The sequence below is a fragment of the Nanchangia anserum genome (assembly GCF_015240065.1).
Lineage (GTDB): Bacteria > Actinomycetota > Actinomycetes > Actinomycetales > Actinomycetaceae > Nanchangia > Nanchangia anserum.
The window spans coordinates 967,357-991,855 of sequence record NZ_CP060506.1; the positions used below are offsets into that span (position 1 = coordinate 967,357).

Annotated in this window: 13 protein-coding genes, 4 tRNA genes and 1 pseudogene; 9 read left to right on the forward strand and 9 right to left on the reverse strand. The window is 65.7% G+C overall.

From position 1 onward, the window contains the following. Positions 1-30: 30 nt before the first annotated feature. Both pepN and H8R18_RS04470 read right to left on the reverse strand, forming a co-directional pair. Positions 31-2,553: an aminopeptidase N gene (pepN, locus tag H8R18_RS04465; protein ID WP_191070908.1), complete on the reverse strand. Its 2,523-nt coding sequence runs from the start codon at positions 2,551-2,553 to the stop codon at positions 31-33. 46 nt (positions 2,554-2,599) lie between these two features. Continuing rightward, complete coding sequence (locus tag H8R18_RS04470) at positions 2,600-3,799, reverse strand: cation:proton antiporter (RefSeq protein WP_191070909.1); 1,200 nt, start codon at positions 3,797-3,799, stop codon at positions 2,600-2,602. A 107-nt stretch (positions 3,800-3,906) separates the two neighbouring features. Here H8R18_RS04470 and H8R18_RS04475 point away from each other — a divergent pair. Next, positions 3,907-3,980, forward strand: a tRNA-Pro gene (locus H8R18_RS04475). A 114-nt stretch (positions 3,981-4,094) separates the two neighbouring features. Here H8R18_RS04475 and H8R18_RS04480 read toward each other — a convergent pair. Both H8R18_RS04480 and H8R18_RS04485 read right to left on the reverse strand, forming a co-directional pair. Next, a tRNA-Val gene (locus H8R18_RS04480) sits at positions 4,095-4,169 on the reverse strand. Position 4,170: 1 nt separating this feature from the next. Further along, a tRNA-Gly gene (locus H8R18_RS04485) sits at positions 4,171-4,243 on the reverse strand. Between the two features lie 145 nt (positions 4,244-4,388). Here H8R18_RS04485 and H8R18_RS04490 point away from each other — a divergent pair. The 5 genes from H8R18_RS04490 (at position 4,389) to treZ (ending at position 11,938) form a co-directional block, all read left to right on the forward strand. Beyond that, positions 4,389-4,463 (forward strand) — tRNA-Val (locus H8R18_RS04490). Between the two features lie 123 nt (positions 4,464-4,586). Beyond that, positions 4,587-5,492 (forward strand): SPFH domain-containing protein, encoded by a 906-nt coding sequence (locus tag H8R18_RS04495; RefSeq protein WP_191070910.1) that lies wholly within the window; start codon positions 4,587-4,589, stop codon positions 5,490-5,492. Between the two features lie 89 nt (positions 5,493-5,581). Next, the gene (gene glgX / locus H8R18_RS04500) at positions 5,582-7,711 is read left to right on the forward strand and encodes a glycogen debranching protein GlgX (protein WP_191070911.1); all 2,130 of its coding nucleotides are present in this window, start codon (positions 5,582-5,584) and stop codon (positions 7,709-7,711) included. Beyond that, complete coding sequence (treY, locus tag H8R18_RS04505; RefSeq protein WP_191071937.1) at positions 7,711-10,215, forward strand: malto-oligosyltrehalose synthase; 2,505 nt, start codon at positions 7,711-7,713, stop codon at positions 10,213-10,215. The genes glgX and treY overlap by 1 nt, the downstream gene beginning before the upstream one ends. Beyond that, complete coding sequence (treZ, locus tag H8R18_RS04510; protein ID WP_191070912.1) at positions 10,208-11,938, forward strand: malto-oligosyltrehalose trehalohydrolase; 1,731 nt, start codon at positions 10,208-10,210, stop codon at positions 11,936-11,938. Before treY ends, treZ begins: the two co-directional genes overlap by 8 nt. Before the next feature lie 6 nt (positions 11,939-11,944). On the opposite strand, the gene H8R18_RS04515 is transcribed toward treZ, so the two are convergent. Next, entirely contained in the window at positions 11,945-13,267 is a 1,323-nt protein-coding gene (locus tag H8R18_RS04515) for a hypothetical protein (RefSeq protein WP_191070913.1), read from the reverse strand. A gap of 146 nt (positions 13,268-13,413) precedes the next feature. On the opposite strand from H8R18_RS04515, the gene H8R18_RS04520 reads away from it, so the two are divergent. Both H8R18_RS04520 and H8R18_RS04525 read left to right on the forward strand, forming a co-directional pair. After that, positions 13,414-13,962, forward strand: a complete 549-nt coding sequence (locus tag H8R18_RS04520; RefSeq protein ID WP_191070914.1) for a DUF3000 family protein — start codon at positions 13,414-13,416, stop codon at positions 13,960-13,962. A 14-nt stretch (positions 13,963-13,976) separates the two neighbouring features. Next, positions 13,977-15,185, forward strand: coding sequence for an HRDC domain-containing protein (locus H8R18_RS04525; protein WP_191070915.1), 1,209 nt, complete (start codon positions 13,977-13,979; stop codon positions 15,183-15,185). Here the strand turns inward: H8R18_RS04525 and dxs are convergent. Further along, on the reverse strand, positions 15,182-17,044 hold the full coding sequence (gene dxs / locus H8R18_RS04530; protein ID WP_191070916.1) for a 1-deoxy-D-xylulose-5-phosphate synthase: 1,863 nt from the start codon (positions 17,042-17,044) through the stop codon (positions 15,182-15,184). The two genes, H8R18_RS04525 and dxs, sit on opposite strands and share 4 nt — an antisense overlap. 134 nt (positions 17,045-17,178) lie before the next feature. Here dxs and H8R18_RS04535 point away from each other — a divergent pair, with 134 nt between their 5' ends. Then, complete coding sequence (locus tag H8R18_RS04535) at positions 17,179-19,164, forward strand: S9 family peptidase (protein WP_191070917.1); 1,986 nt, start codon at positions 17,179-17,181, stop codon at positions 19,162-19,164. 18 nt (positions 19,165-19,182) lie between these two features. On the opposite strand, the gene H8R18_RS04540 is transcribed toward H8R18_RS04535, so the two are convergent. From H8R18_RS04540 to acnA, 3 genes and pseudogenes are all read right to left on the reverse strand, one after another. Next, on the reverse strand, positions 19,183-20,607 hold the full coding sequence (locus H8R18_RS04540; RefSeq protein ID WP_191070918.1) for an L-serine ammonia-lyase: 1,425 nt from the start codon (positions 20,605-20,607) through the stop codon (positions 19,183-19,185). A gap of 11 nt (positions 20,608-20,618) precedes the next feature. After that, complete coding sequence (locus H8R18_RS04545) at positions 20,619-21,608, reverse strand: NAD(P)-dependent oxidoreductase (RefSeq protein ID WP_191070919.1); 990 nt, start codon at positions 21,606-21,608, stop codon at positions 20,619-20,621. 83 nt (positions 21,609-21,691) lie between these two features. Next, positions 21,692-24,396, reverse strand: a pseudogene (acnA, locus tag H8R18_RS04550) (aconitate hydratase AcnA). Positions 24,397-24,499 lie beyond the last annotated feature (103 nt).

The window sequence follows — 24,499 nt, forward strand, 5'->3', positions numbered from 1 at the left end:
CAACATCATAGCGGTGAGGTCACAAAATCGTTAAGCGCTGAGCGCGGATGCCGCGGCAACCTCGCGGTGGCGTGCGAGCCGACGACGCTGGTGATCGAGTCCCTGGCTGATGACGCGGCGCAGGGCCTCGGGCATATCCGTGGTGACGAAGTCGGCGATCTCTCGCACCGCCGGGTGCGTCGCCGCGTCGCCATCGCCACCATCGACAGCAGCCGGGAATGCGCCGTAGGCGACTTTCATCGCCATGTGTAGCGGGCGCGCCTGCCAGGCGGCGAGGATGTCGCGGCAGTAGCGATGGGCGTCTCGCGCCGGCTCGCGTGTCGGCAGCCACAGTCCTTCCAGGAGCGCGTCGATCTCCTCATTCGACGCGCTCGTGTCCGACCACACCCGCTCGCGCACCTCTGCCTCGCGTCCGGGCAGCGATGAGCGGGCGGCGAGCGCGCGCATGCGGCCTCGACCCGACGAATCGTGATCTCGGTAGAACGCGTCGATATCGGCTGCGTCCCACCGCCCCGTCGCGGCGCAGGCGCGGACGATGAACCAGCGTTGATCGAGCGACAGCAGCGGGCTGGTCCCCAGCGCCTCGAGCCGGTCGAGCTCACCCGGCGTGGGGCACCCGTGCATGAGAATCCGACACAGGTGGGGGACCCACGCGTCGAGCCGCGTACGATCCGCGCCCTCGAGCGCGTCAAGAATGGCCCCGCTCAGCGGCCGGGCAACGGCGTCGTGGAGGCTGCGCGGGATGAATGCCATGAGGTCGCCCACTCCGGCGATCGCGGAGGGCCGCAGGGCGGGATCCTCGCGATCGGCCTGAATCCAGCCGCGCCTGAGCACGTCGACGATGCCGATTTTGCCGTCACGGGCAGCGTCGAACAGCGACAGCCACAGCACGGCGCGCGCCTGGGGATCGGGGATACGCGCGAGGTCATCGAGACAGGCCTCCCACACGCGCGGATCCTGGCGAGTTATGGCATACGTCGCACCGGTGGCGTTCACCACGATTGGCTCGGTGCCGCTCAGCGAAGTCGGTGCGGGAACCGGGTCGAGCTCGATGTCGCGTCGCTCACTCAGCGCCGGACCATCTTCGGCACGGCTCAGGCTCACCACCGCGAGCCGATGCGGGCGCAGGGTTGCTTCGGGATCGACATCGTTCGCCCGCTGCGACAGCGTGTCGCCCTCAACCTCCAGGATCGAGGGTCCCGACGTCGCCAGCCACGCCTCCACCCACGAGGTCACGTTGCGGCCGGAGGCACAGGCGAGGGCCTCGATGAGGTCGCTGAACGTCGCCGAGGAAAACGCGTGGTCGGCGAAGTAGCGACGGGTTGCCTCGACGAAGTGGTCGTGGCCGACCCACGTGACGAGCTGACGCAATACGCACGCACCCTTGGCGTAGGTGATGCCGTCGAAGTTCTGTTTCGCCGCCTCGACGTCGTCGATTGTCGCGAGAATGGGGTGAGTCGTCGGCAGTTGATCCTCGACGTGGGCCCAGCCTTCGCGTCGCAGCGTGAATTCGCTCCATCCCGTCGCGTATTCCGTTGCGTGGGTGAGCGCCTCGGTGCCCTCGTGATCGGCGAAGGATTCTTTCAACCACAGGTCGTCCCACCAACGCGGGGTGACGAGATCGCCAAACCACATGTGACACATCTCGTGCAACACCGTGCCCGCAAGTGCCTGCCGACTGGCCCGCGTCGGGCCACCGCGGCGAATGTAATGCTCGTTGAACGTCACGAGCCCGGGATTCTCCATCGCCCCGATGTTGTATTCGGGGACAAACACCTGGTCGTACTTACCCCACGGGTAGGCGAAGCGGTAACGCTCCATGAAGAAGCTCAGGCCCTGGTGGGTGACCCGCTCGATGTCGTCGACGTCGAGGTCAACGGCCAGCGCCGCCCGGCACAGGTAGGTCAGCTCGATCTCGAGGTCGCGCCCCGCACACGTTCCGCGCCACGGCGTTCCGCGGACCTCGTGATAATCGCCGCCGATGACACAGGTGAGATAGGCCGACAGCGGCGGCGTCGGAGCGAAGTCCCACGTGAGCGCCGTCTCACCGAGGCGGCGAGTGCACTCGGTGGGCTGATTGGCGCGCACGATCCAGTGCTGGGGCGCGTGAACATGGAACGTCCAGGACGCCTTGAGATCGGGCTGGTCGAGGCACGGCCACGCGGTGTGCGCATCCATCGGCTCGAAGTGGGTGTAGCAGTAGACCCGCCCGTCCTCGGGATCGACGTAGCGGTGCAGGCCTTGGCCATTCGTCGAGTACGCGCACCGGGCCTGCACGCGAATGCGGATCTCGCCGTCTGGAACATCGGCGAGGTAGATGTGGTGCTCGTCGCGCTCGTACGGCCAGGTCGTGCCGTCGATTTCGACCGAGACGACCTCGCCCGCGATGTCGATCATGAGGTCGCCACCGTCCACGCTCAGGGTGAACGTCGAGGTAACGGGGTATGACGTCTCCTCCCCGGTGGCGCCCGTGAGATCGACGTCGACCTCCATCGCCGTGAGCGTCACGGATTCACTGCGGTGGGCGGCTTGGGTCCGGGTGAGCACACTCATTGTTCCAGGTTAAAGTCGCGCACCTGCGAGGCCAAAACGCGCGTGCCTAACGAAGATCGCGGGAGGCGGGCGAGCGCGCCCCCACGAGGAAGGCCGCCAACGGCATGACGAGCACCGACGCGGCACCGGCGCACACGAGGGTCGACGCCGTCGTCACCGACATCGCCTCCTGGCTGACGGCCAGCTGGGTGACGGCGACGATAATCGGCAGGTTCGTCGTCGCATAGCAGGCCGCCGATATCCGTTCCCGGAAGCCCAGACGGGTGTGGAGATCGTCCGTGAGCGGGAAGAAGGATGCAACGAAAATGGGCAGCCCCCGCACGGCGATGAGGCAGGCGAGGAACCACAGCCAGCCGGCGAAATCGTTGACCACCACCGCGGGATCGATCGCCGTGCCCGAGATGACGAAGAAGATGGGGATGAAGAACCCGTAAGCCAACCCGTCGAGTTTGCCGTCAAATTCCTCGCGCCCATTCGGGATGGTCTGGCGCACGATAAAGCCCGCAGCGAATGCCCCCAAGACGAGATCGATGCCGAGACCGTCGGCCAGTGCCACGAGACCGACGAGGAGAACCGCGGCGAGGCGGACGCTCAACTGCGCGGTGGTTTCGGCCTCGAGGTGGATCATCCGGACGATCCGCTCCCCCGCCTCGACGACCCGCTTGCGCACGATCATGATGACGAAGGTCGCGACGGCGAAACCGATGACTCCGATGACCGAGATCACCGTCGACCGCGCCGAGAGCACGAGGGCGATGAGCAGAATGGGGCCGACCTCACCGACCGCGCCCTGCGTCATGATGAAGCGCCCCTGGGGGCTGCCAAGAATCCCGCGATCGCGCAATATTGGCAGCAGCGTGCCGAGTGCCGTGGCCGTCATCGCGATGATCGTCGCACCACCTTCGACCGAGATGACGTCGATGCGTCCCCGCCACCAGATGACGCCGGCAGCCAGCATCAGGGAGACGATCCACGTGTACGTCGCGTTGCGCCCGAGCCTGCTGACGAGGTCGCGCTGGTCGACCTCGTAGCCGGCCATGAGAAACAGAAAGGCCATGCCGATCTCGCCGATGAGCCCCAGTTCGGCACCCGGATGGACCCATCCCAACCCGTGCGGTCCGACCGCGATGCCGTAGCCGAGCAAGACGATGACTTCGGGCAACAACCGGTGAGGGACAAAGTGGGCAATCGAGGCCGCAAGAACGCAGCCAACCAAGATGACAAACAGAGCACTGAGCGCGGACACGGCACCTCCTCTCGGTATCGCCCTATTGTTCCGGTACACCCGCCATCGCGCACGCCGTCGATTCGATTTGGACATCACCGACAAACGGGGTACCTTTGGTGAGGCAACGGGCTGTGGCGCAGTTTGGTAGCGCACTTGACTGGGGGTCAAGGGGTCGCAGGTTCAAATCCTGTCAGCCCGACGAATCACTCTCCCGGGTGGCGGTGCAATCCGCGACCCGGGAGATTTTTCTATCGTGGTTGATGCATGTGGGGCGGGTAGATACCAAAAAGCGCCGCTTACAGCGGCGCTCTCGTGGGCGATACTGGACTCGAACCAGCGACCTCTTCCGTGTCAAGGAAACGCGCTAACCAAACTGCGCCAATCGCCCGAGCGGATGACGAGACTCGAACCCGCGACCCTCACCTTGGCAAGGTGATGCTCTACCAACTGAGCTACATCCGCATGTCTTGAACCGTCCTCGGTCAAGCGGTTGAAACTGTAGCAGGTCGTCTCGCGGTGTCAAAATCGACACCGGTGGTGCGAGCCAGGCACCGCCGTCCCCACGATTTGGTCACGGCCGCGGCGTGGGTTAACCTGAGTGACGCTTGGGCGGTTGGCTCAGTGGTAGAGCGCTTCGTTCACACCGAAGAGGTCGCGGGTTCGATCCCCGCACCGCCCACCACGCTACGACCCGCGCTGTTGCGCGGGTTCTTTTGTACTCGAGGCCGGCTCAGCCTCTGCCGTAGCATGGGGACATGCGCGCTCGCGCGAGTGCCTCGCCCATCGAATTGCTCGGGAGGAGCTCATGTACACGACTATCGCCGTACTCGTCATCGTCATGGTGTTGTTGACCCAAGCCCTGTTCGTCGTCAAACAGCAGCAGGCCTACATCATCGAACGTCTGGGGAAGTTCAACCGCGTTGCACAGCCGGGATTGAACGTCAAGATCCCGTTCTTCGACCGCATCGTCAAGCGCGTCGAGCTGCGCATCCAGCAGCTCGATTTGACGGTGGAAACGAAGACGCACGACAACGTCTTTGTCACGATCCCCGTCTCGGTGCAGTACCAGGTCTCCAACGCCGCCGACTCCTACTACCGGCTGGCCTCGCCGTCGCAACAGATCACGGCCTACGTCTTCGACCGCGTGCGCTCCTCGCTCTCCCAGCTCGACCTCGACGACGCGTTCTCGTCGAAAGACCGCATCGCGCGCGAGATCGAGTTGACGCTGTCGCAGGAGATGGACGGCTACGGCTTCCGTATCGTCAACACCCTCGTGACGGATATCAACCCCGATCCGACGGTGCGCGCCTCGATGAACTCGATCAACGCTGCTCAGCGTGAGCGCGAGGCCGCGATCTCGCTCGCCGAGGCGGAAAAGATCAAGATCGTCAAGCAGGCCGAGGCCGATGCGGAGTCGAAGAAGCTTCAGGGTGAGGGCATCGCGAACCAGCGCAAGGCGATCGTCGATGGTCTCGTCAGCCAGTACGAGTCGCTGCGCGACGCGGGAATCGGCTCGGAGGCCCAAGAGATGCTCCTGCTCACCCAGTATTTCGACACGCTCCAAGAGATCGCCAAGCACTCGCGCACACAAACGCTCATGCTGCCGTCGAATCCCGGCGGTGTGGCCGATGCCATGACCGAGCTGCGCAACTCACTGCTGTCCTCGTCTATGGCGACGTCGCAATACGCGCGCGACATGCCCGAAAACTAGGGCAACTTTTCCGGCTCGGCGCCCCGGATAGCTTCCAGGGTGCCGAGCCTTTTCGCGCCCTGGACGAAAGTTCATGATTACCTAGGAGTATGGATAAGTGGCCAGGACTCCCCTATCCGCTAGGGGCAACCTACGACGGCACGGGCACGAACTTCGCGCTGTTCTCTGAGATCGCGCAGCGCGTGTGGCTGTGTCTCCTCGACGAGGATCGCAACGAAACCCGGGTCGAACTCACCGAGGTCGACAACCACGTGTGGCACGTCTACCTCCCCCAGATCCTGCCCGGGCAGGCCTACGGCTATCGGGTGGAAGGACCCTATGACCCAGCACACGGCCACCGCTGCGACCCGTCGAAGCTCCTGGCTGATCCCTATGCCAAGGCGTTCACGGGCAACGTCGGCACCGCCCAGTCGCTGTATTCCTACGACTGGTCGGACCATTCCCAACGCTGCGAGCAGGATTCCATCCACGACACGATGGTCGGGATCGTCACTAATCCCTATTTCGACTGGGGGCGCGATCGACCTCCGGGGCACGCCGTTCACGACCTCGTCATCTACGAGGCCCATGTCAAGGGATTGACCCAGCTCAACACCGAGATCCCGCCCGAGCAGCGCGGCACGTACGCCGGCATCGCGCATCCGGCGACGATCGCCCACCTAAAAGACCTCGGCATCACTGCCCTGGAGCTCATGCCGGTCCACCAGTTCGTCAACGATCCCTACCTGCAAGAACGCGGGCTATCGAACTACTGGGGCTACAACACGATCGGCTTCTTCGCCCCGCACAACAGCTACGCTTCGGCCCCGGACCCGGCCAGCGCCGTCCAAGAGTTCAAGCAGATGGTGAAGTCGCTGCACGAGGCCGACATCGAGGTCATCCTCGACGTCGTCTACAACCACACGGCCGAGGGAAATCACCTGGGCCCGACCCTGTCGTTCCGCGGCATCGATAACAGCGCCTATTACCGCCTCGTCGACAACGACGCCTTCCACTACTTCGATACGACGGGGACGGGCAACTCCCTCCTCATGCGCTCCCCCGCGGTGCTGCAGCTCATCATGGACTCGCTGCGCTACTGGGTGGTCGACATGCACGTGGATGGATTCCGCTTCGACCTCGCCTCAACACTTGCCCGTCAGTTCCACGAGGTCGACAAGCTCTCGGCATTTTTCGACATCATTCACCAGGACCCCGTCCTGTCCCAGACCAAGCTCATCGCCGAACCCTGGGACGTCGGCGACGGCGGCTATCAAGTCGGGGGATTCCCGCCGAAATGGTCGGAATGGAACGGCAAATACCGCGACACCGTGCGCGACTTTTGGCGCGGTGAATACTCCCGCCTGGGCGAGTTCGCCTCGCGCCTGTCGGGTTCGGCCGATCTCTACGAGCAAACCGGGCGCCGTCCCATGGCCTCGATCAACTTCGTCACCGCGCACGACGGCTTCACGATGAACGACCTCGTGTCCTACAACGACAAGCACAACGAGGACAACCTCGAGGGCGGCGCCGACGGCGACAACAACAATCGCTCGTGGAACTGCGGCGCTGAGGGACCCACCGACGACCCGGCAATCATCGAATTGCGCGCTCGTCAGCACCGCAATTTCCTCACCACCCTGCTGCTGAGCCAGGGCATCCCCATGATCTCTCACGGCGACGAATTCGCCCGCACCCAGGGCGGCAACAACAACGCGTATTGCCAAGACAACGAGATCTCGTGGGTGCACTGGGATCTCAACGACTACCAGCGCGACATGGCGCAGTTCACCAAGCACCTCGTCGCCCTGCGCACCGATCACCCGGTGTTTCGACGCCGACGCTTCTTCGCCGGGCGCCCCGAGCGCGGCGGCGAGTCGGCGCTCGGCGAGATCGAGTGGCTGACCCCCGAGGGCCAGCACATGTCCGAGACCGACTGGAACGAAGCCTCGGCACGCTCGGTCATGATCTTCCTCAACGGCCAGGCCATTCGCGAACCCGATCCGCACGGGCTGAGGATCGTCGACGACGACTTTTTGCTGTTGTTCAACGCTTCACCCGATGCGGTGGTATTCACCATTCCCGACGGCCTCTACGGCAGGGTGTGGACCGAAGTCGTCAACACGTTCGCTCCCGCGCGCGAAGACGCTGAGATTCGCGAGCACCTGGGTGGCGACTCGTTGCGCGTGGAAGGACGCTCCACGGTCGTACTCATGAACCCGAAGGATGAACAAGCGTGATGGATCACCCCCACCTGCCCGCAGACACCGCCCACGTGCCGGTGACGACCTATCGGCTCCAAATCGGGCCGAACCTGTCGTTCGATGAGGCGATCGACCTCGTGCCCTACCTCTGCCGGTTGGGGATCACCGATGTCTATCTCTCCCCCATCCTGCAGGCAGCGCCGGGGTCGACCCACGGCTACGACGTCGTCTCGCACTCGGCGATCTCGGCCGAGGCGGGCGGGCGCGACGGGTTTACCCGCCTGGCCGACGCCGTTCATGCGGCAGGCATGAATATCGTCGTCGACGTCGTTCCCAATCACATGGCCGTGCCCACCCCCGTGTGGCACAACCGGGCGATGTGGTCGGTTCTCAAGCGCGGTAAGGACTCGCCCTACGCCAACTGGTTCGATGTCGATATGGACCAGCCGATCCTCATGCCCATCCTGGGTGCGCGCATCGGACAGGTCATCGCCAACCAGGAGCTGCGCGTCGTCCATCGCGAGATTCCCACCGAGCCCGAGCGCGGCAAGCAGTGGCTGCTGACGTATTACGACCACGTGTTCCCCATCGCGGAGGGGACGCAGGATCTGCCGCTCGCCGTCCTCGTCGAACGCCAGCACTACCGGCTCGCTCACTGGAAGGTCGCCGATGAGGAGCTCAACTACCGGCGATTCTTCGACGTGGGCACGCTCGCGGCGATCCGGGTCGAGGATCCCGAGGTGTTTCGCGACACCCACGCGCTGTTGCTCGAGCTCTACGACGCCGGCTACATCGATGCGTTCCGCGTCGACCATCCCGACGGGCTGGCCAATCCCCGTGACTACTTCCGTCACCTTTCCCAGGCGACGGGAAAGGCGTGGATTGCCGCCGAAAAGATCCTCGAGGGTCACGAATCCCTGCCCAGTGATTGGCCCGTGGCGGGGACGACCGGCTACGACACGGCGTGGCGCCTGACCGCGCTCCAGGTGGATCCGCAGGCGTCGCTGCCGCTGGGGGCTCTCATGCAGCGGGTGAGCGGCGACTCGCCGGCGTCCTATCCCGATATCGTCGCCGAGGCGAAGGGCCAGATCATCGACACCTCGCTGGCCGCCGAGGTGCGCCGGCTCGGTCAACTCATCTGGGGAATCTGCCAGGACGACGTGCGGCTGCGCGACTACACCTACCGCTCGGTGATCGAGTGTCTGCGCGGCCTCATCATCGAGATGCCGGTCTACCGCGCCTACGTCGTTCCCGGCGAACCCGCGCCCGCCCACTCGCGCCAGATCATTCTTGACGCCGCCTCTCGCGCGCTCACCCGCCTAGACCCCGACCACGCCGACACGATGGAACTACTGACGGCGCTGTTGCTCACCGACGAGGTGGGATCGGCGGGCTTGGATACCTCCGACGATCGCCGCGTCGAGGCCGTCGTCCGCTTCCAGCAAGTCTGCGGCGCCGTCCAGGCCAAGGGCGTCGAAGACACGGCGTTTTATCGCTGGACTCACCTCGGTGCCCTCACCGAGGTCGGCTCCTCTCCCGATCGCTTCGGCATTACCCCCGACGAGCTGCACGCCTTCGCCGCCTCCCAGCAGGAAAACTGGCCGGCAACGATGACGTGCGGATCCACCCACGACACCAAGCGCGGCGAGGACGTGAGGTCTCGCCTGGTTCTCACCTCGCAATTCCCCCAGCTGTGGGCGGCGACCCTCACTCAGCTCCAAGCCGTCACCGCCCACCTGCGCCCAAGTGATCTGGAGGGGCGCGCGGAACATCTGCTGTGGCAGACCCTCGTCGGCACGTGGACCCCAGCCGGTCCGATCAGCGCCGAGCGTTTCGTCGACTACCTGCGCAAGGCCGTGCGGGAGATGAAGACGTGGACGACGTGGACGGCACCCGATACCGAGCGCGAAAACGCCCTCTTCGTCTTTGCGACTGCTGTTCTCGACGACCCCGAGGTCACGCGCATCATGACGCAGTGGCAGCAGGCGACGGCGAGCGCTCTCGCCGTCACAGTGGAGGCAACGAAGGCGCTGCAACTGACTCTGCCGGGTGTCGCCGATATCTACCAGGGCACCGAAATCACCCAAACGTCCCTGGTGGATCCGGATAACCGACGTCGCGTCGATTTTGCCGGCTGCTCCGATCTTCTGGACCGTCTCGATGCCGGTGCGGCACCGACGTCACTGGACGAACGCAAGCTCCAGCTCACCGCGGCGATCGCTCGGCTGCGCCGCGATCTGCCCGAGGTTTTTGTCTCGGCCCGCGCCTCTTATCAACCGTTGCCGACGTCGTCGGGGCACGTGTGCGCCTTCACCCGGGGGCTCGATTCCACGCCCCATGTCGTCACGGTCGCCGCGCGCCTGTACGGTGTGCTGCCCGGTGGATGGAGCACCCAGACGGTCGTGCTGCCCCCGGGATCCTGGCGCGACGTCATTACGGGCCGCACGTGGACCGGAGGCGAGGAACAGCTCGTTACCGATCTCCTCGGCGAGCGCGGGGCGAGCATTCTGCGCCGCGATGAGGGAGCGGACGATGCGTGAGGCCGACTCCTACTCCCCCGGCTGTGATCGCGTGCCCGTGTGGGCGCCGCACACCACACGCGTCGACCTGGCACTCGGCGAACGTCGGGTCGCGATGGAGTCGAGCGGTAACGGGTGGTGGCTCGCACCTGAAGCGCTCGCCGATGGCACCGACTACGCCTTCGTTCTCGACGGCCAGGGTCCCTTCCCCGATCCCCGCTCACGTTGGCAGCCTCACGGCGTCCACGGTCCCTCGCGCACGTGGACGCCGCCAACAGCGCCCACCACGTGCGAGCGCGACGTCCTCGGGCACGTCATCTACGAGCTTCACGTCGGCACGTTCACGTCCGAGGGCACGCTCGACGCCGCAATCGCCCGACTCGACTATCTTAGAGACCTGGGCGTAGCGACCGTCGAACTCATGCCCGTGGCCGCATTCGCCGGCGACGCCGGATGGGGCTACGACGGCGTGGGGCTCTACGCGGTCCACCACGCCTACGGCGGCCCCGAGGCCTATCGCCGCTTCGTCGACGCCGCCCACGCCCGCGGACTCGCCGTCTGCCAAGATCTCGTCCTCAATCACCTGGGTCCCGAGGGCAATTACCTCGCCCCGTTCGGCCCCTATTTCACCTCGCGTCACGCGACGCCATGGGGCGACGGATTCAACCTGGATGGTCCCGAGTCCGCGCCGGTGCGCGAGTATCTCATCGGTGCGGCCCTGCGGCTCGTGCGCGATTTCGGCGTCGACGCGCTGCGCCTTGACGCCGTCCACGCCATCGCCGACGACTCGCCCACGCATCTGCTCGCTGAGCTTGCCAACCGCATCGACGAGGTGCGCGCGCAAACGGGGCGAACCATCACGGTTATCGCCGAGTCCGACCTCAACGACTACACGATGGTGACGCCGACGGCCGAGGGCGGCATGGGGATGGATGCCCAGTGGGACGATGACATCCATCACGCCCTGCACGTCGAGTTCACCGGCGAAACGCAGGCCTACTACGAGGATTTTGCGACGCCAGGAGCGCTAGAAAAGGTCTATCGCGACGTCTTTTTCCACGACGGCACCTACTCGAGCTTCCGCGGGCGCACGTGGGGGCGGCGGGTCCCGGCCACCATCGACCGGCGCCGTTTCGTCGCCTTCGCCTCCAATCACGACCAGGTGGGAAACCGCGCGAGCGGAGACCGGCCCCAGGCCCACCTTTCACCGGCGCGTCTGGCCGGCGAGGCCGCCCTCGTCATCTTGTCTCCCTTTACCCCCATGCTGTTCATGGGCGAGGAGTGGGCGTGCTCGACGCCGTTCACCTTCTTCACCGATTTTCCTGATCCCGCTCTCGCACAGGCGGTGAGCGAGGGCCGCCGACGCGAATTCGCCGATCACGGATGGGATGAGGGCGAGGACGCTCCCCGGGTGCCCGATCCTCAAGATCCCCGCACCCGCGCGGCTGCCGTGTTGGCGTGGGATGAGCGCGATGAGGATGCGCACGCGCGCATGGAGAGGTGGTATCGCCGCCTGATCGCCATCCGCGCCGACATCGGCGACGCCGACAGCGAGCTGAAGCGCCGCGACGATCTCATTACGCTGCGGCGCGGGCCCTACACGTGCTACGTCTCGCTAACCGATGTCCGGCTACCACTGACGGATGTGGAGCGCTCGCACGTCATCGCGTCGTTTGGGCAAGATCCGGCCGATTCGCCGACCCAGCTCAACGCGGGGGCCACCCTTATCACGCGGGCACCCTAGACGGCGCTAGCGTGAGGAGACGTGGTGCGTCAGCGGCAAGCCGCGGCGGACCGCGGCGATGAGGGCACCGAGGTAGAGGTGTGTGCTCACGGCATTTCGCAGCGAGTAGTCGTGGGCGTAGGCAAGCGGGTTGGCCACTCGTCCCAGCCGGATCAGTTGGCTCACTCTGCGGCGCAGCTCGGGATCAGGTATCTGGCGCGCCAGTAACGTCAGCGGCAGCGCGGTGACGATGGATTCCTCGTACGTCAACCGCAACGGCAGCTTCGCCCCGTCGACGAGATCGGCGACGAGATCGCGCATGGGGTTGACGCCGCCAACCATCGCGGAATACGAATACATCCCGCCGGTGGGGCGCGCCTCGACGAACAGGTGCTCGCCGGTGCCGGCATCGCGACGAATCGTGAACGTCACGAATCCCCGATACCCCGTCTTCGTCACAATCGCGACCGCATGCTGCACGAGCGCGGGATCTGGGCGCTCGCTCAGCCACGCGACCTCATGGCGCACCGCGCTCGCATCCGCACTCCCGAGAAGGACTCGCACCGATGACGCCACCGAGACCGAACCGTGGGAGTTGACGTAAAGCGAGAGCAGGGTCGTCTCCGTTGCCGCGGCCTCGATCACCGGGCCAATGACGACGTCACCGTCGAAGGAGATGCCTTCGAGGTCGCGCCAGAACCGCCGCGCATCCTGAGGCCCCTCGAGCACCCTGGTCGGCTCCTTCACCCCATAGCGACGCTCCTCGCGCACCCGCCATACCGACGCAGCAGCGACGACGGGAAAGGGAATGTCGAAGCTCACCGGAGCCTCGTGACCAGCATTGATCCGCTGCTGATAGGGCGCGGGAATGTTGAGGTCAGCGCAGCACTGGGCAAATTCAGCCCGATCGACGAGCGTCTCCACAGCCTCCTCGTCGCAGGTCGGAAAGGCGTAGGACGCGCTCAGTTCGTCGCGATGGCGCGCAAGGAAATCGACGAGGCCGTCAAAGGACCCGACGATGACGCGCGTGGCGCTCCCCGTGGCCTCGGTGATGGCTCGGAGGGCCTTGAGAACGACCTCGTCGTTGCCAAGATCGGCGACGAGGTGACAGTCGAGAAAACGCGAGTGCCGCAGCGCCGCCACCGGTTCTGAGGCGATAACCGAGATACGCGACCCGTACGCCTGGTGAAGACACCGCGCCATCGCGTACGCACTCAGATCCTCCCCGATGACGACCGGTACGAGTCCCGGACGATTCGGAAAGGAACGCGCGTAGGAGCGCGAGCGTCGCTTGGCAAGGTGGGACATGTAGGACGGCCACGTTGGGATCGGCAGAGAATAGGTGCTCACGTCAGCTCCTTTCAGTGGTCCCCGATGCCCTCAGTGTAGTGTGTGTGCCCATTCGTCTTCCGCTGCCGCTGCCTGTCCCCACCAGCCGTCGCGTATTTGCGGCGTGGCACCGCCTAATAGCGCCACCCCGGTCCTAATGTGGAGACGTGAGCACACTCCATCCGCCCCAGGCCTTTGTCGAGGCCTTGGAGTCGCTACGCACCCTCCGCCTCCCCCCGCGCGTGTCGGTGGAGGAAATTGAGGCTCCAGCACACCTCGCCCCCTACAGTGCAGCGATGCGATTCGATAGTGCGGATTCTCAGGCTCTGCGCCCGGCTTCCGCTTTTCTCGTCGTCTTGCACCACCCGGCGTATCAAGCCGGCTGGAATGGCACCATGCGCTTGGTCGCCCACGTCCACGCCGAGGTCGAACCCGAAATGGTGGCCGACCCGTGCCTGGGGCAAGTGGCGTGGCAGTGGCTTCACTCGGCACTGAACCGGGCCGGCGCCGGCTACCATTCGGCCGCGGGCACCTCGACCGCGGTTCATTCCCAATCGTTTGGTGATCTGCGACTGCGCGGGGAACAAACGGAGATCGAGCTGCGCGCCTCGTGGACGCCCAACACGAGCGAGCTCACGCCCCACGCGCACGCCATCGCCCAGCTGTTGGCCTTCCTGGCGGGCATCGCCGATCCGGCCGAAGCACTGGGTGCCTGAGACGTAAGGACTCCATGACTGAATCTGCTGTGCCCGTCACCGAGACTCCACGCGGCGGGATCCCCGACGTATGCGCGAATGCCGACGATGTTGAGCGCGCCTATCGTGCCCTCGCGGCTGGTCACGGCCCGCTCCTGTGCGACGTCGAGCGCGCGGCGGGCTACGTGTACTCCCACCGCGCCTATCTCGTCCAGCTGGCGCGGGCGGGGTCGGGCATTTGGCTCCTCGACCCCATCGCGGCAGCAGATGCGCCGGCGTTTGCCGCCATCGGAGAACTTATGGGAGATAACGAGGTAGTACTCCATGCCGCCGACCAAGACCTCGAGAATCTGCGCGAGCTAGGAATGGCGCCGGGGCGGCTGTTCGACACGGAACTTGCGGCCCGCCTTCTCGGCATGACCAACGTGAGTCTGGCTGGCCTCCATCGCGACCTCCTGGGAATCCACCTGGCGAAGGCCCACCAGACCTCAGACTGGTCGCGCCGGCCGCTTCCCGATGACTGGCGCGCCTACGCCGCCCTTGACGTCGACTATCTCGGGCAGATACGCGACATCTTGGCGGCCCGACTCGTTGATGCGGGTCGCGAGGAGTGGGCCGAGCAGGAATGCGATCACGTTCTCCACGCCGCCCCCAAGCCAGCGAAGTCTGATCCCTGGCGTGTCTCGGGAGCCGGCAAGCTGCGGGATCGCCGTCAGCTGGCCGCGCTGCGCGCCCTGTGGCAGGCACGCGACGAACTCGGGCGTCGCGACGATCGCGAACCGGCAAAATACTTGGCCACGCGGGCGCTCGTTCCCCTCGCCGAGCTCAATCCGACATCTGTGCGCTCAGCGATGCGCAGCATCCCCGAACTGAAATTCAAGCGCACGCGTCAGCACTTGGATGTGTGGCAAAACGCCCTTGACGAGGCCCGCGCCCTTGACGAGACCGAATTGCCGCCGCTGCGCCGCGCCCACGAACCGGGAGCCCTCGCGCCGATGAAAGACTGGCGCTACCGCGCCCCGTCGGCTCTGGCCCGTCTCGAGACCATCAAGGCGGGCCTGCGCGCAGTGAGCGATGTTCTCGGCATCCGCGCCGACCTCGTGCTCGCACCTGCCGCTCAGCGCCGACTCGCCTGGGAGGGAGCGACGGAAGGCGACATCGAGCAGCGGTTGCGCGACCTCGACGCGCGACCCTGGCAGATCAGGCTGACCCGCGACCTGCTCGAGCGCGCACTCGCGAGTTAGCCCAGCCGCTCGCGGATCGCGGCGGCGAGGTCGTGCGGATCGAGCCCGCAGCGCGTGAGGATTGCGTCACGGGTGTCGTGGGTGAAGAACTCCCGGGAGATGCCGCGCGCACGCACGGGAGTCTCGACGCCGGCCTCACCGCACGCGCAGGCAAACTGCGCGCCGAATCCCGACGTGACGACGCCGTCTTCGACAGTGAGAACGTAGCGGGCCTGGCGAGCCCGCTCGACGAGGGCCGGCGGGATCGGCAACGCCCACCCGGGATCGACAACCTCGCACGCGATCCCGGCTTCTTCCAGCAATCGCGCCGCCTCACATGCCCGCTCGGCGAGGGCACCGACGGACACGATCATGACGGGATCGGCTCCCGACGCCGCGACGAGGACATCGATCCCCGATTCCGTCTCGAGCGCCGGAATCGGCTGGGGCAATGAGCCCTTGGGATAGCGCACGATCGTCGGGGCGTCGTCACTGGCAAACGCCTCGCGCAGCCGAGCGCGCAGCGTCTGTTCATCGCGCGGAGCAGCCAGGCGCACGCCCGGGATGATCCCGGCCAGGGCGATGTCCCACATGCCGTTGTGCGAGGCCCCATCGGCACCCGTGATTCCCGCGCGATCGAGGCACACGGTCACGGGCGCGCGGTGCAGCGCGCAGTCCATGAGTAGCTGGTCGAAACCGCGATTCATGAATGTCGCGTACAGGGCGACGACGGGATGCTTGCCTTTCGCCGCCAGTCCGGCGGCGGCGGCGAGGGCGTTTTGCTCGGCGATGCCCACGTCGATAACCCGATCGGGATGCTTGTGCGCGAAGGGGGCCAGCCCAACGGGTTCGAGCATGGCTGCGGTGAGGGCGACGAGCGAGTCGTCCTCGTCGCCGCGGCGCGCAATCTCCTCGGCAACGACGGCGGTCCAGCCAAAACGGGACTTCTCGATGGGTAGGCCGGTCTCGGGGTGAATGGGGCCGATGGCGTGGAATCGGTCGGCGATGTGTTCCTCGGCGAAGTTGTACCCGCGTCCCTTGTCGGTGATCGTGTGGACGATGACGGGGCCGGCGAACTCGCGTGCACGCGTGAGCTGGAATTCCGTCGCGACGATGTCGTGGCCGTCAACGGGGCCGGTGTATTTCAATCCCAGCTCGGTGAACATGGCATCGGGGACAAGGACATCCTGGACCCCCCTCTTGAACCCGTGCAAGGCATCGTAGGCCAGGTTGCCCGGTTTACCCGACGAGCGCAGCTTGCGTTTGCCCCATTCGAGAGCGCGCTCGTAGGTTTGCGACGTGCGCAGGGCATCGAGATGATGGGCGAGCCCGCCGATCGTGGGGGCATAGGAGCGGGCGTTGTCGTTGACGATGACGACGAGTCGCAGGTCGGGATGGTCGGCGATGGTGTTGAGCCCCTCCCACGCCATCCCGCCGGTCAGCGCGCCGTCCCCGATGACGGCGACGGTCCACGAGGGGTCGTGCGAGAGCTTTTTCGCTAAGGCGACGCCAAAGGCCCACGACAGCGAGGCGGAGGCGTGGGAGTTCTCGACGACGTCGTGAATCGACTCGGCGCGGCTGGGATAGCCGGACAGTCCCCCGGCACTGCGCAGCAGGCTGAAGTCTTTGCGTCCCGTCAGCAGCTTGTGGACGTAGGCCTGGTGCCCCGTGTCAAAGATGATCGTGTCGGTTGGCGAGTGAAACGCCCGGTGCAGGGCAATGGTCAACTCAACGACGCCGAGGTTCGGCCCCATATGTCCGCCGGTGCGCGAGACGTTGGTGATGAGGAAGCTGCGAATCTCGGCCGCTAGATCTTCCAGTTGTAGCGCCGTGAGCTCGCGCACATCAGCAGGGGACTCGATGCTCGACAGCAGCGACACGATCGCCCACCTTCCTTACCTAGGCTCTAACCTGCCCAGCCTAACGACAAATGACCCGGGAAACACCCCGGTCGACGTGCCCGCGGGATGGTGCTCCCCGACGCCGCCCGAAGCACCGTCATAGACTGAGCGACATGACTTCGACGTCCACACCTGTTCGCCGCATCGCGCCCTACGGCGCGTGGCAGTCTGACCTCACCGTCGACATCATCACCCGCAAGCTCCTCACCTTGTCACAGGTGCGTGTTCTCGGCGCGGACACGTTCTGGGTCGAGTCACGAACGAGCGATAACGGACGCAATGTCTTGCTGCGCCGGCGCGGAGACGGCCAGGTGAGCGAGATCCTGCCGCTCACGCCCGATTCCGAGCTCGTCGACGTGCGCTCGCGCGTGCACGAGTACGGCGGCAAGGCCTACGCGCTGGCCAGCGGTGTTGTCGTCGTGTCGCACGGAGGCGATGGCTGCCTCTACCGCTTCGATCTCGATACCCAGACCTCTGAGCTGACGCGGCTGACCCCGCGGGTCAGCGATCGCTACTCCGACATGACGATCGATACCCATCGCGGCCTCGTGTGGGCCGTGCGTGAGCGTCATCACGACGACGGCGAGCCGACGAATGCGCTCGTGGGGGTGCCCCTGGACGCCTCGGCGGCCCGCGAGGACGAACGGATCGTCGAGCTGTGGGGTGACTCCGATTTCGTCGCCGCCCCGGCGCTTTCGCCTGACGGGCGTTTCCTCGCCTTCATCACGTGGTCGCACCCGCACATGCCCTGGCAGCAGACGACGCTGCGCGTGGCCGAGCTGACGGATGATGGGACGATCGCCCGCATCGTCACCCTCGTCGATGCTCCCGGAGTCGCCGCCTCGGAACCGCGGTGGAGCCCGACCGGCGACCTCATCCACGTCGATGACTCGACGGGATGGGCAAACCTCTATCGCACCGAGGGCATCTGTTCGGGCAAGGGCACGTGGCCCGACGATCTGCACACCCGTGCCCTGCACCCGGCCCAGCGGGAGTTCACCACCCCGCAGTGGCAACTCGGGCTGCATTCTTTCGACATCCTCGACGCCGATCACCTCATCACCGCCTGGTGCGACCGCGGCAGCTGGCGCATCGGGACGGTGCGCCTCGACAACGGGCAACTCGAGGAGTGGCCGAGCAAGTGGTCGCCTTCGGGCAACGTCGCCGCCGCCGATGGGCGTGTCGTCATGCTCGCCGATCACCCCTTCGCCTTCGAGTCGGTCGTCGAAGTCAGCGACGGCGAGATCCGCGTGCTGCGTTCCTCCGCTGAGGTCGCCATCGACACCACCGAGATCGCCGTTGGCGAACCGCTGACGTGGACGAGCAGCGACGGTGGCCAGGTGCATGGGTTCTTCTATTCGCCGACGTCGCTGAAGTGGCGTGCTCCCTCCGGGGAGCTGCCGCCGCTCATCACGATGGTTCACGGCGGACCGACCGCAGCGACGCGCCAGGGCTTGCGCCCGACGATCCAGTACTGGACCTCGCGTGGCTTCGCCGTTCTCGACGTCAACTACCGCGGTTCCACCGGATACGGGAGCAGCTACCGCGATGCCCTCGACGGCAAGTGGGGCGTGCTCGACGTCGCCGACTGTGCCTCCGGCGCGCAGTTCCTGGCCGAGGCGGGGCTCGTCGATCCCCGTCGCATGGCCATTCGCGGCGGCTCTGCTGGTGGATTCACCGTGTTGCAGACGCTGGCAACCACCGATGTCTTCAGCGCGGGCGTCTCCCACTACGGGATCGCCGACCTCAAGCGGCTGAGCGAGGACACCCACAAGTTCGAATCGCGCTACGTCTATCGCCTGCTCGGTGCCACCGATGGGGATGATCCTCGCTTCGTCGAGCGCTCTCCCCTTGCCCACGTCGACACCCTCGATGCGCCACTACTGCTGCTCCAGGGCACCGACGACACGGTCGTCCCGCCCAACCAGACCGAAATGATGGTCGAGGCGCTGCGGGCTCGGGGCGTCGCCGCCAGCGTGGAGTATTTCGATGGCGAGGGACACGGGTTCATCCGCGACGACTCGCGCCGGCGCGCCGCGCTTGCCGAGCTGGCGTTCTATCGCAAGGTGTGGGGAATTCCCACCCCCGACACCGTGTGAGCGCGTCCCGGGGCGGCCTCAGCACTCGACGATCGTCACCGCGAGGCCGCCCTGGGCCGTTTCCTTATACTTTTCCGACATGTCCGCGCCCGTCTTCTTCATCGTCTGGATGACGGCGTCGAGCGATACCAGGGGCGTTTGATCCTTATCAAACAGCGCCATGCGTGCCGCGTTGACCGCCGTCGTGGCCGCAATGGCGTTGCGCTCGATGCACGGAACCTGAACGAGACCGCCGACGGGATCGCAGGTGAGTCCCAGGTGATGCTCCATCGCGATCTCGGCGGCCATCATCACCTGCGCGACGGTGCCGCCCATGACCTGCGCAAGGCCCGCCGCGGCCATCGACGAGGCTGACCCGACCTCCCCCTGGCACCCAACCTCGGCGCCCGAGATCGAGGATTGTTCCTTGATGAGGGAGCCGATTGCGCCAGCGGCCAGCAGAAAGTCGACGGTGATGTCGTCCATCCCGCGGCGCCGATCAGCGGCCGAATAGCCCGGATCGTTGATGAGGGCGAGCGCACTATCGGTGTAATGGGTGGCGTAAAACAGCACCGCGGGGATGATGCCCGCAGCGCCGTTCGTCGGGGCGGTGACGATGCGCCCGCCCGAGGCGTTCTCCTCGTTGACGGCCAGGGCCACGAGATTGACCCACTCAACCCAATAGCGAATGTCCCGATTGGGATCGGCGGCCTTGAGCTGGCGATACCACGACGGGGCACGCCGGCGCGTTCCCAGTCCGCCGGGGAGGACCCCCGTGCGGCTCAACGAGTGTTCCTTGCACTCGTCCATGACGCGAGCGATCTCGAGCAGGCGCGCGCGCACCTCGTCCTCGCCCAGCCGGGCGGCCTCATTCGCGAGCGCAACATCGACGATCGAGCGCCCTGACGTCCGGCAGTGGGCGACGAGTTCGCCTGCGGTCGCGTAATCGTAGGGCACAGCGGCCTCGCTCATCGTCAACGCGGAGGAATCCTCGTCATCGTGAACGACGAATCCCCCGCCGATAGAATAGGAATAGCGCTCGCACAGCAGCGCGCCCGCGGCATCTACCGCGTGAAAGCGCATGCCATTGGAGTGGCGCGGCAAGAACGTCAGCGGATGCAGGACGATGTCGTCGATTCCGAGCCGCACCTGCGTCTCGCCTCCGCCCAGACGCAGCGGAGATCCGGCGGCGATCTCACTCAGCCGCTGCTCGATGGTGTCGGGAGCGACGAGGGCCGGGCGATGCCCCTCGAGTCCCAACAGCACGGCCCCAAGCGTGCCGTGCCCGCGCCCCGTCGCCGCAAGCGAGCCGTAGAGGTCCACGTGGACCTCGGCTACCTCGCCAGCTAATCCCCGTTCGTCGAGAAGTGCCGCAAAATCCGCGGCGGCGCTCATCGGTCCGACCGTGTGCGACGAGGAGGGGCCGATCCCGATCGAGAATAGGTCAAAGACCGAAACGGTCACGTCGTACTCCCCTAGTCGCTGCTGACTTCGTCGTCACAACGTCCCGTCGTGACGAATTCGCGCATGTGATCCAAGCCATCGCGCACCATTTCCTCAACGACCTCGCGGGTGAGATAGGCCAGGTGCTGGGTGAGAATAACCGTCGGCAGCGCACGCAGGCGGGCAAACAGCGGATCGGCAATAGCGCGACCGCGGCAATCGGCAAAGTAATAGTCGACCTCGCCCTCGACGACGTCAAGGGCGGCACCGGCGAGGCGCCCCGACTCCAAGGCGTCGACGAGCGCAGGCGTGTCGATGATGGCCCCACGCGCGGCATTGACGACGATCGCGCCCTCGGGCAGCGCCGCCAGCGCCTCGGCATCGACCAGGTGATACGTCGAGTCATCGAGCAGGGCATGGATCGTCACGACGTCGCTGCGGCGGAACAGCTCTTCGGCGTCAACGTAGGTGACAATTCCGTCGAGTTCGGGACGCTGCACGGGATCGTGGGCGAGAACCGTGCATCCGAAGCTCGATAACAGCTGGGCCACCCGGCCGCCGATGCGTCCAGCACCGAGAATACCGACGGTCAGCGAAGCCAGCTCACGCCCGTCCAAGCCCGCCGGGACAAAGTCCTGGGCGGCGAAACGCTCACGCATCTGGCGCACCTTGCGCAGCGTCATCAACATGAGCATGAGGGTGAACTCAGCAACCGAGCCCGGTGAGTACTGCACGTGCGCGACGCGAATTCCCAGGTCGCGAGCCGCAGCAAAATCGATGTTGTCATACCCGATCGAGCGGTTGGAAATGTAGCGAGCGCCATGAGCGACCATCTCGGTCATCATCTCGCGCGTCATCGGGGTGCCGAGCACGCACACGCCCGCGAAGTCGCCACCGCAGCGCAGATCCTCGACGCTCAGATGCCCCGCGTGCAACTCCAGGGTGACGCCGGGATTGTCGGCACGCCACTGGTCAAAAAAGGGCACTTCGTCAGGATCGACGTCGCCAACGATGATTCGCATGTGTTCTCCCCTCGCCATCATGGTGTGCAGACATTGTACGGCCGGGACCAGAAGATTCCGGTCCCGGCCGTCGCGCTCAGCGCTTAGTCGCGGTGCGCCAGCTGACGCAGCACGTACGACAAGATGCCACCGTTGCGGTAGTAGTCCGCCTCACCGGGGGTGTCGATGCGCACGACCGCATCAAACTCGATGTCCCGGCCGTCGGCGCGCGTGGCCTGCACGTGAACGGTGCGCGGCGTCACGCCGTCGTTGAGCGCCTCGATCCCCGTGAGTGAGAACACCTCGGTGCCGTCCAACCCCAGGGAATCCGCCGACTCGCCGGCGGGGAACTGCAGCGGCAGCACTCCCATGCCGATGAGGTTAGAGCGGTGAATGCGCTCGAACGACTCGGCGATGACGGCTTTGACACCGAGCAACAGCGTTCCCTTGGCCGCCCAGTCACGCGAGGACCCGGAGCCATATTCCTTGCCGCCCAAGACGACGAGGGGCACGCCCTGCGCCTGATAGTTCTGGGCCGCGTCGTAAACGTAGGCCTGGGGGCCACCCTCGCGCGTGAAGTCGCGGGTGAAGCCGCCCTCGACGCCGTCGAGCAGCTGGTTCTTGATGCGGATATTGGCAAACGTCCCGCGCATCATGACCTCGTGATTGCCGCGACGCGAGCCGTAAGAGTTGAAATCGCGCCGCTCCACGCCGTGCTCGCTCAGGTAGCGCCCGGCCGGTGTCGCCTGGGCGAATGCGCCTGCGGGCGAGATGTGGTCGGTCGTCACCGAATCCCCGAGCTTCAACAGCACCCGGGCACCCTGAATGTCGCTTACCGGTTCGGGTTCGGGCGTCATGTCATCGAAGAACGGTGCCTTGCGGACGTACGTCGAGTCCTCATTCCACGCGAACGTGTCGCCCGTCGGCGCATCCAGGCTGCGCCAGCGCTCGTCACCGGCGAAGACGTCGGCGTAGTCCTCAAGGTACATCTCGCGCGTAATCGAGGAGTCGACGACGGCCTGGACGTCCTCGTTCGACGGCCAGATATCGGCCAGATAGACGTCGTTGCCCTCGGCATCGGTGCCCAGCGGCTGTGTCGCAAAATCGTGATCCATCGTCCCGGCCAACGCGTAGGCGATGACGAGCGGCGGGGACGCGAGGTAGTTCATCTTTACGTCGGGATTGATGCGTCCCTCGAAGTTGCGGTTGCCCGAGAGCACCGAGACGACGGTGAGGTCGTTGTCGACGACGCCGTCGTGGACCTCGGGAATGATCGGCCCGGAGTTGCCGATGCACGTCGTGCATCCATAACCGACGAGGTTGAATCCCAGCGTGTTGAGGGCGTCCCACAGACCCGCCGAGCGATAGTAGTCGGTCACCACCTGAGACCCCGGCGCCATCGACGTCTTCACCCACGGCTTCGAGCGCAGCCCGCGCTCGACCGCGTTCTTGGCCAGTAGGCCCGCGGCGAGCATGACCGAGGGATTAGACGTGTTCGTGCACGAGGTGATCGAGGCAATCGCGACGATGCCGTGATCAATCGTCGTCGCTTCGCCGTCGATCGTCACCTCGACCTCACGCGAGGGACGTCCCAGCTGCGGATCGACACCGGCATCGCCCGACAGATACGACGGCAACGCCTCGCGCCACGCGGTCTTCGCCGCGCTCAATTCGATGCGGTCTTGCGGACGCTTCGGGCCGGCGATCGAGGGAACGACGGTGGATAGATCGAGCTCGAGATATTCGGAGTAGCGAGCCTCGCGTGCCGGATCGTGCCACAGGCCCTTGCCTTCGCGTAGGCCTCGATGAGAGCAAGCTGCTCGTCGCTGCGCCCCGTCAAGCGCAAATACGAGATCGTCTCGGCATCGATCGGGAAGATCGCGGCTGTGGAGCCAAATTCGGGAGACATGTTGCCGATCGTCGCGCGGTTCGCCAACGGCACCGCCGCCACGCCCTCGCCGTAGAATTCGACGAACTTGCCGACGACGCCGTGTTCGCGCAGCATCTGGGTGATCGTCAACACGACGTCGGTCGCCGTCGCTCCCGCGGGGATCTCGCCGGTGAGCTTGAAGCCGACGACCCGCGGAATGAGCATAGAGACGGGCTGCCCCAGCATCGCGGCCTCGGCTTCAATACCGCCGACACCCCAGCCGAGTACGCCCAGCCCGTTGACCATCGTCGTGTGCGAGTCCGTGCCCACGCACGTATCCGGGTAGGCCACGGGCACGTCGCCGTCGGTGTTGACGAAGACCGTCCGGGCCAGATACTCGAGGTTCACCTGGTGAACGATGCCGGTTCCCGGCGGGACAACGCGGAAGTTATCAAACGCGCCCTGTCCCCAACGCAGGAACTGATAGCGCTCGCGGTTGCGCTCGTATTCGATATCCATGTTGCGCTCGAGCGCGGTTGGCTCGCCGAACACGTCGATCTGCACCGAGTGGTCGATGACCATCTCGGCGGGGACCTGGGGATTGATGGAGGTCGGGTCACCGCCCTGCTCGGTCACGGCCTCGCGCATTGTCGCAAGATCGACGACGCACGGAACCCCGGTGAAGTCCTGCATGACGACGCGGGCGGGCGTGAACTGGATCTCGTCGCTCGGCTCCGCATCGGGATCCCAATTGGCCAGCGAGCGGATCTGGTCGGCGGTGATGTTGGCGCCGTCCTCATTGCGAAGGAGGTTCTCGGCGAGGACCTTCAGCGCGTAGGGAAGCTTCTCCAGGCCGTCCACGGCGCTGAGCGCGTACATGTCATAGGTGGTCTCCCCCACCCTCAGGGTCGTCTTGGCTCCCAGCGAGTTCAGGCTCATGCGGACTCCTCTTCATCGAGCGCGCCGCCGCCGCGACGCCACAACAGTGTCTCGATATCAAGATACCGCGGCGCCTAGGTGCTCACAACCGAATGAACAACAC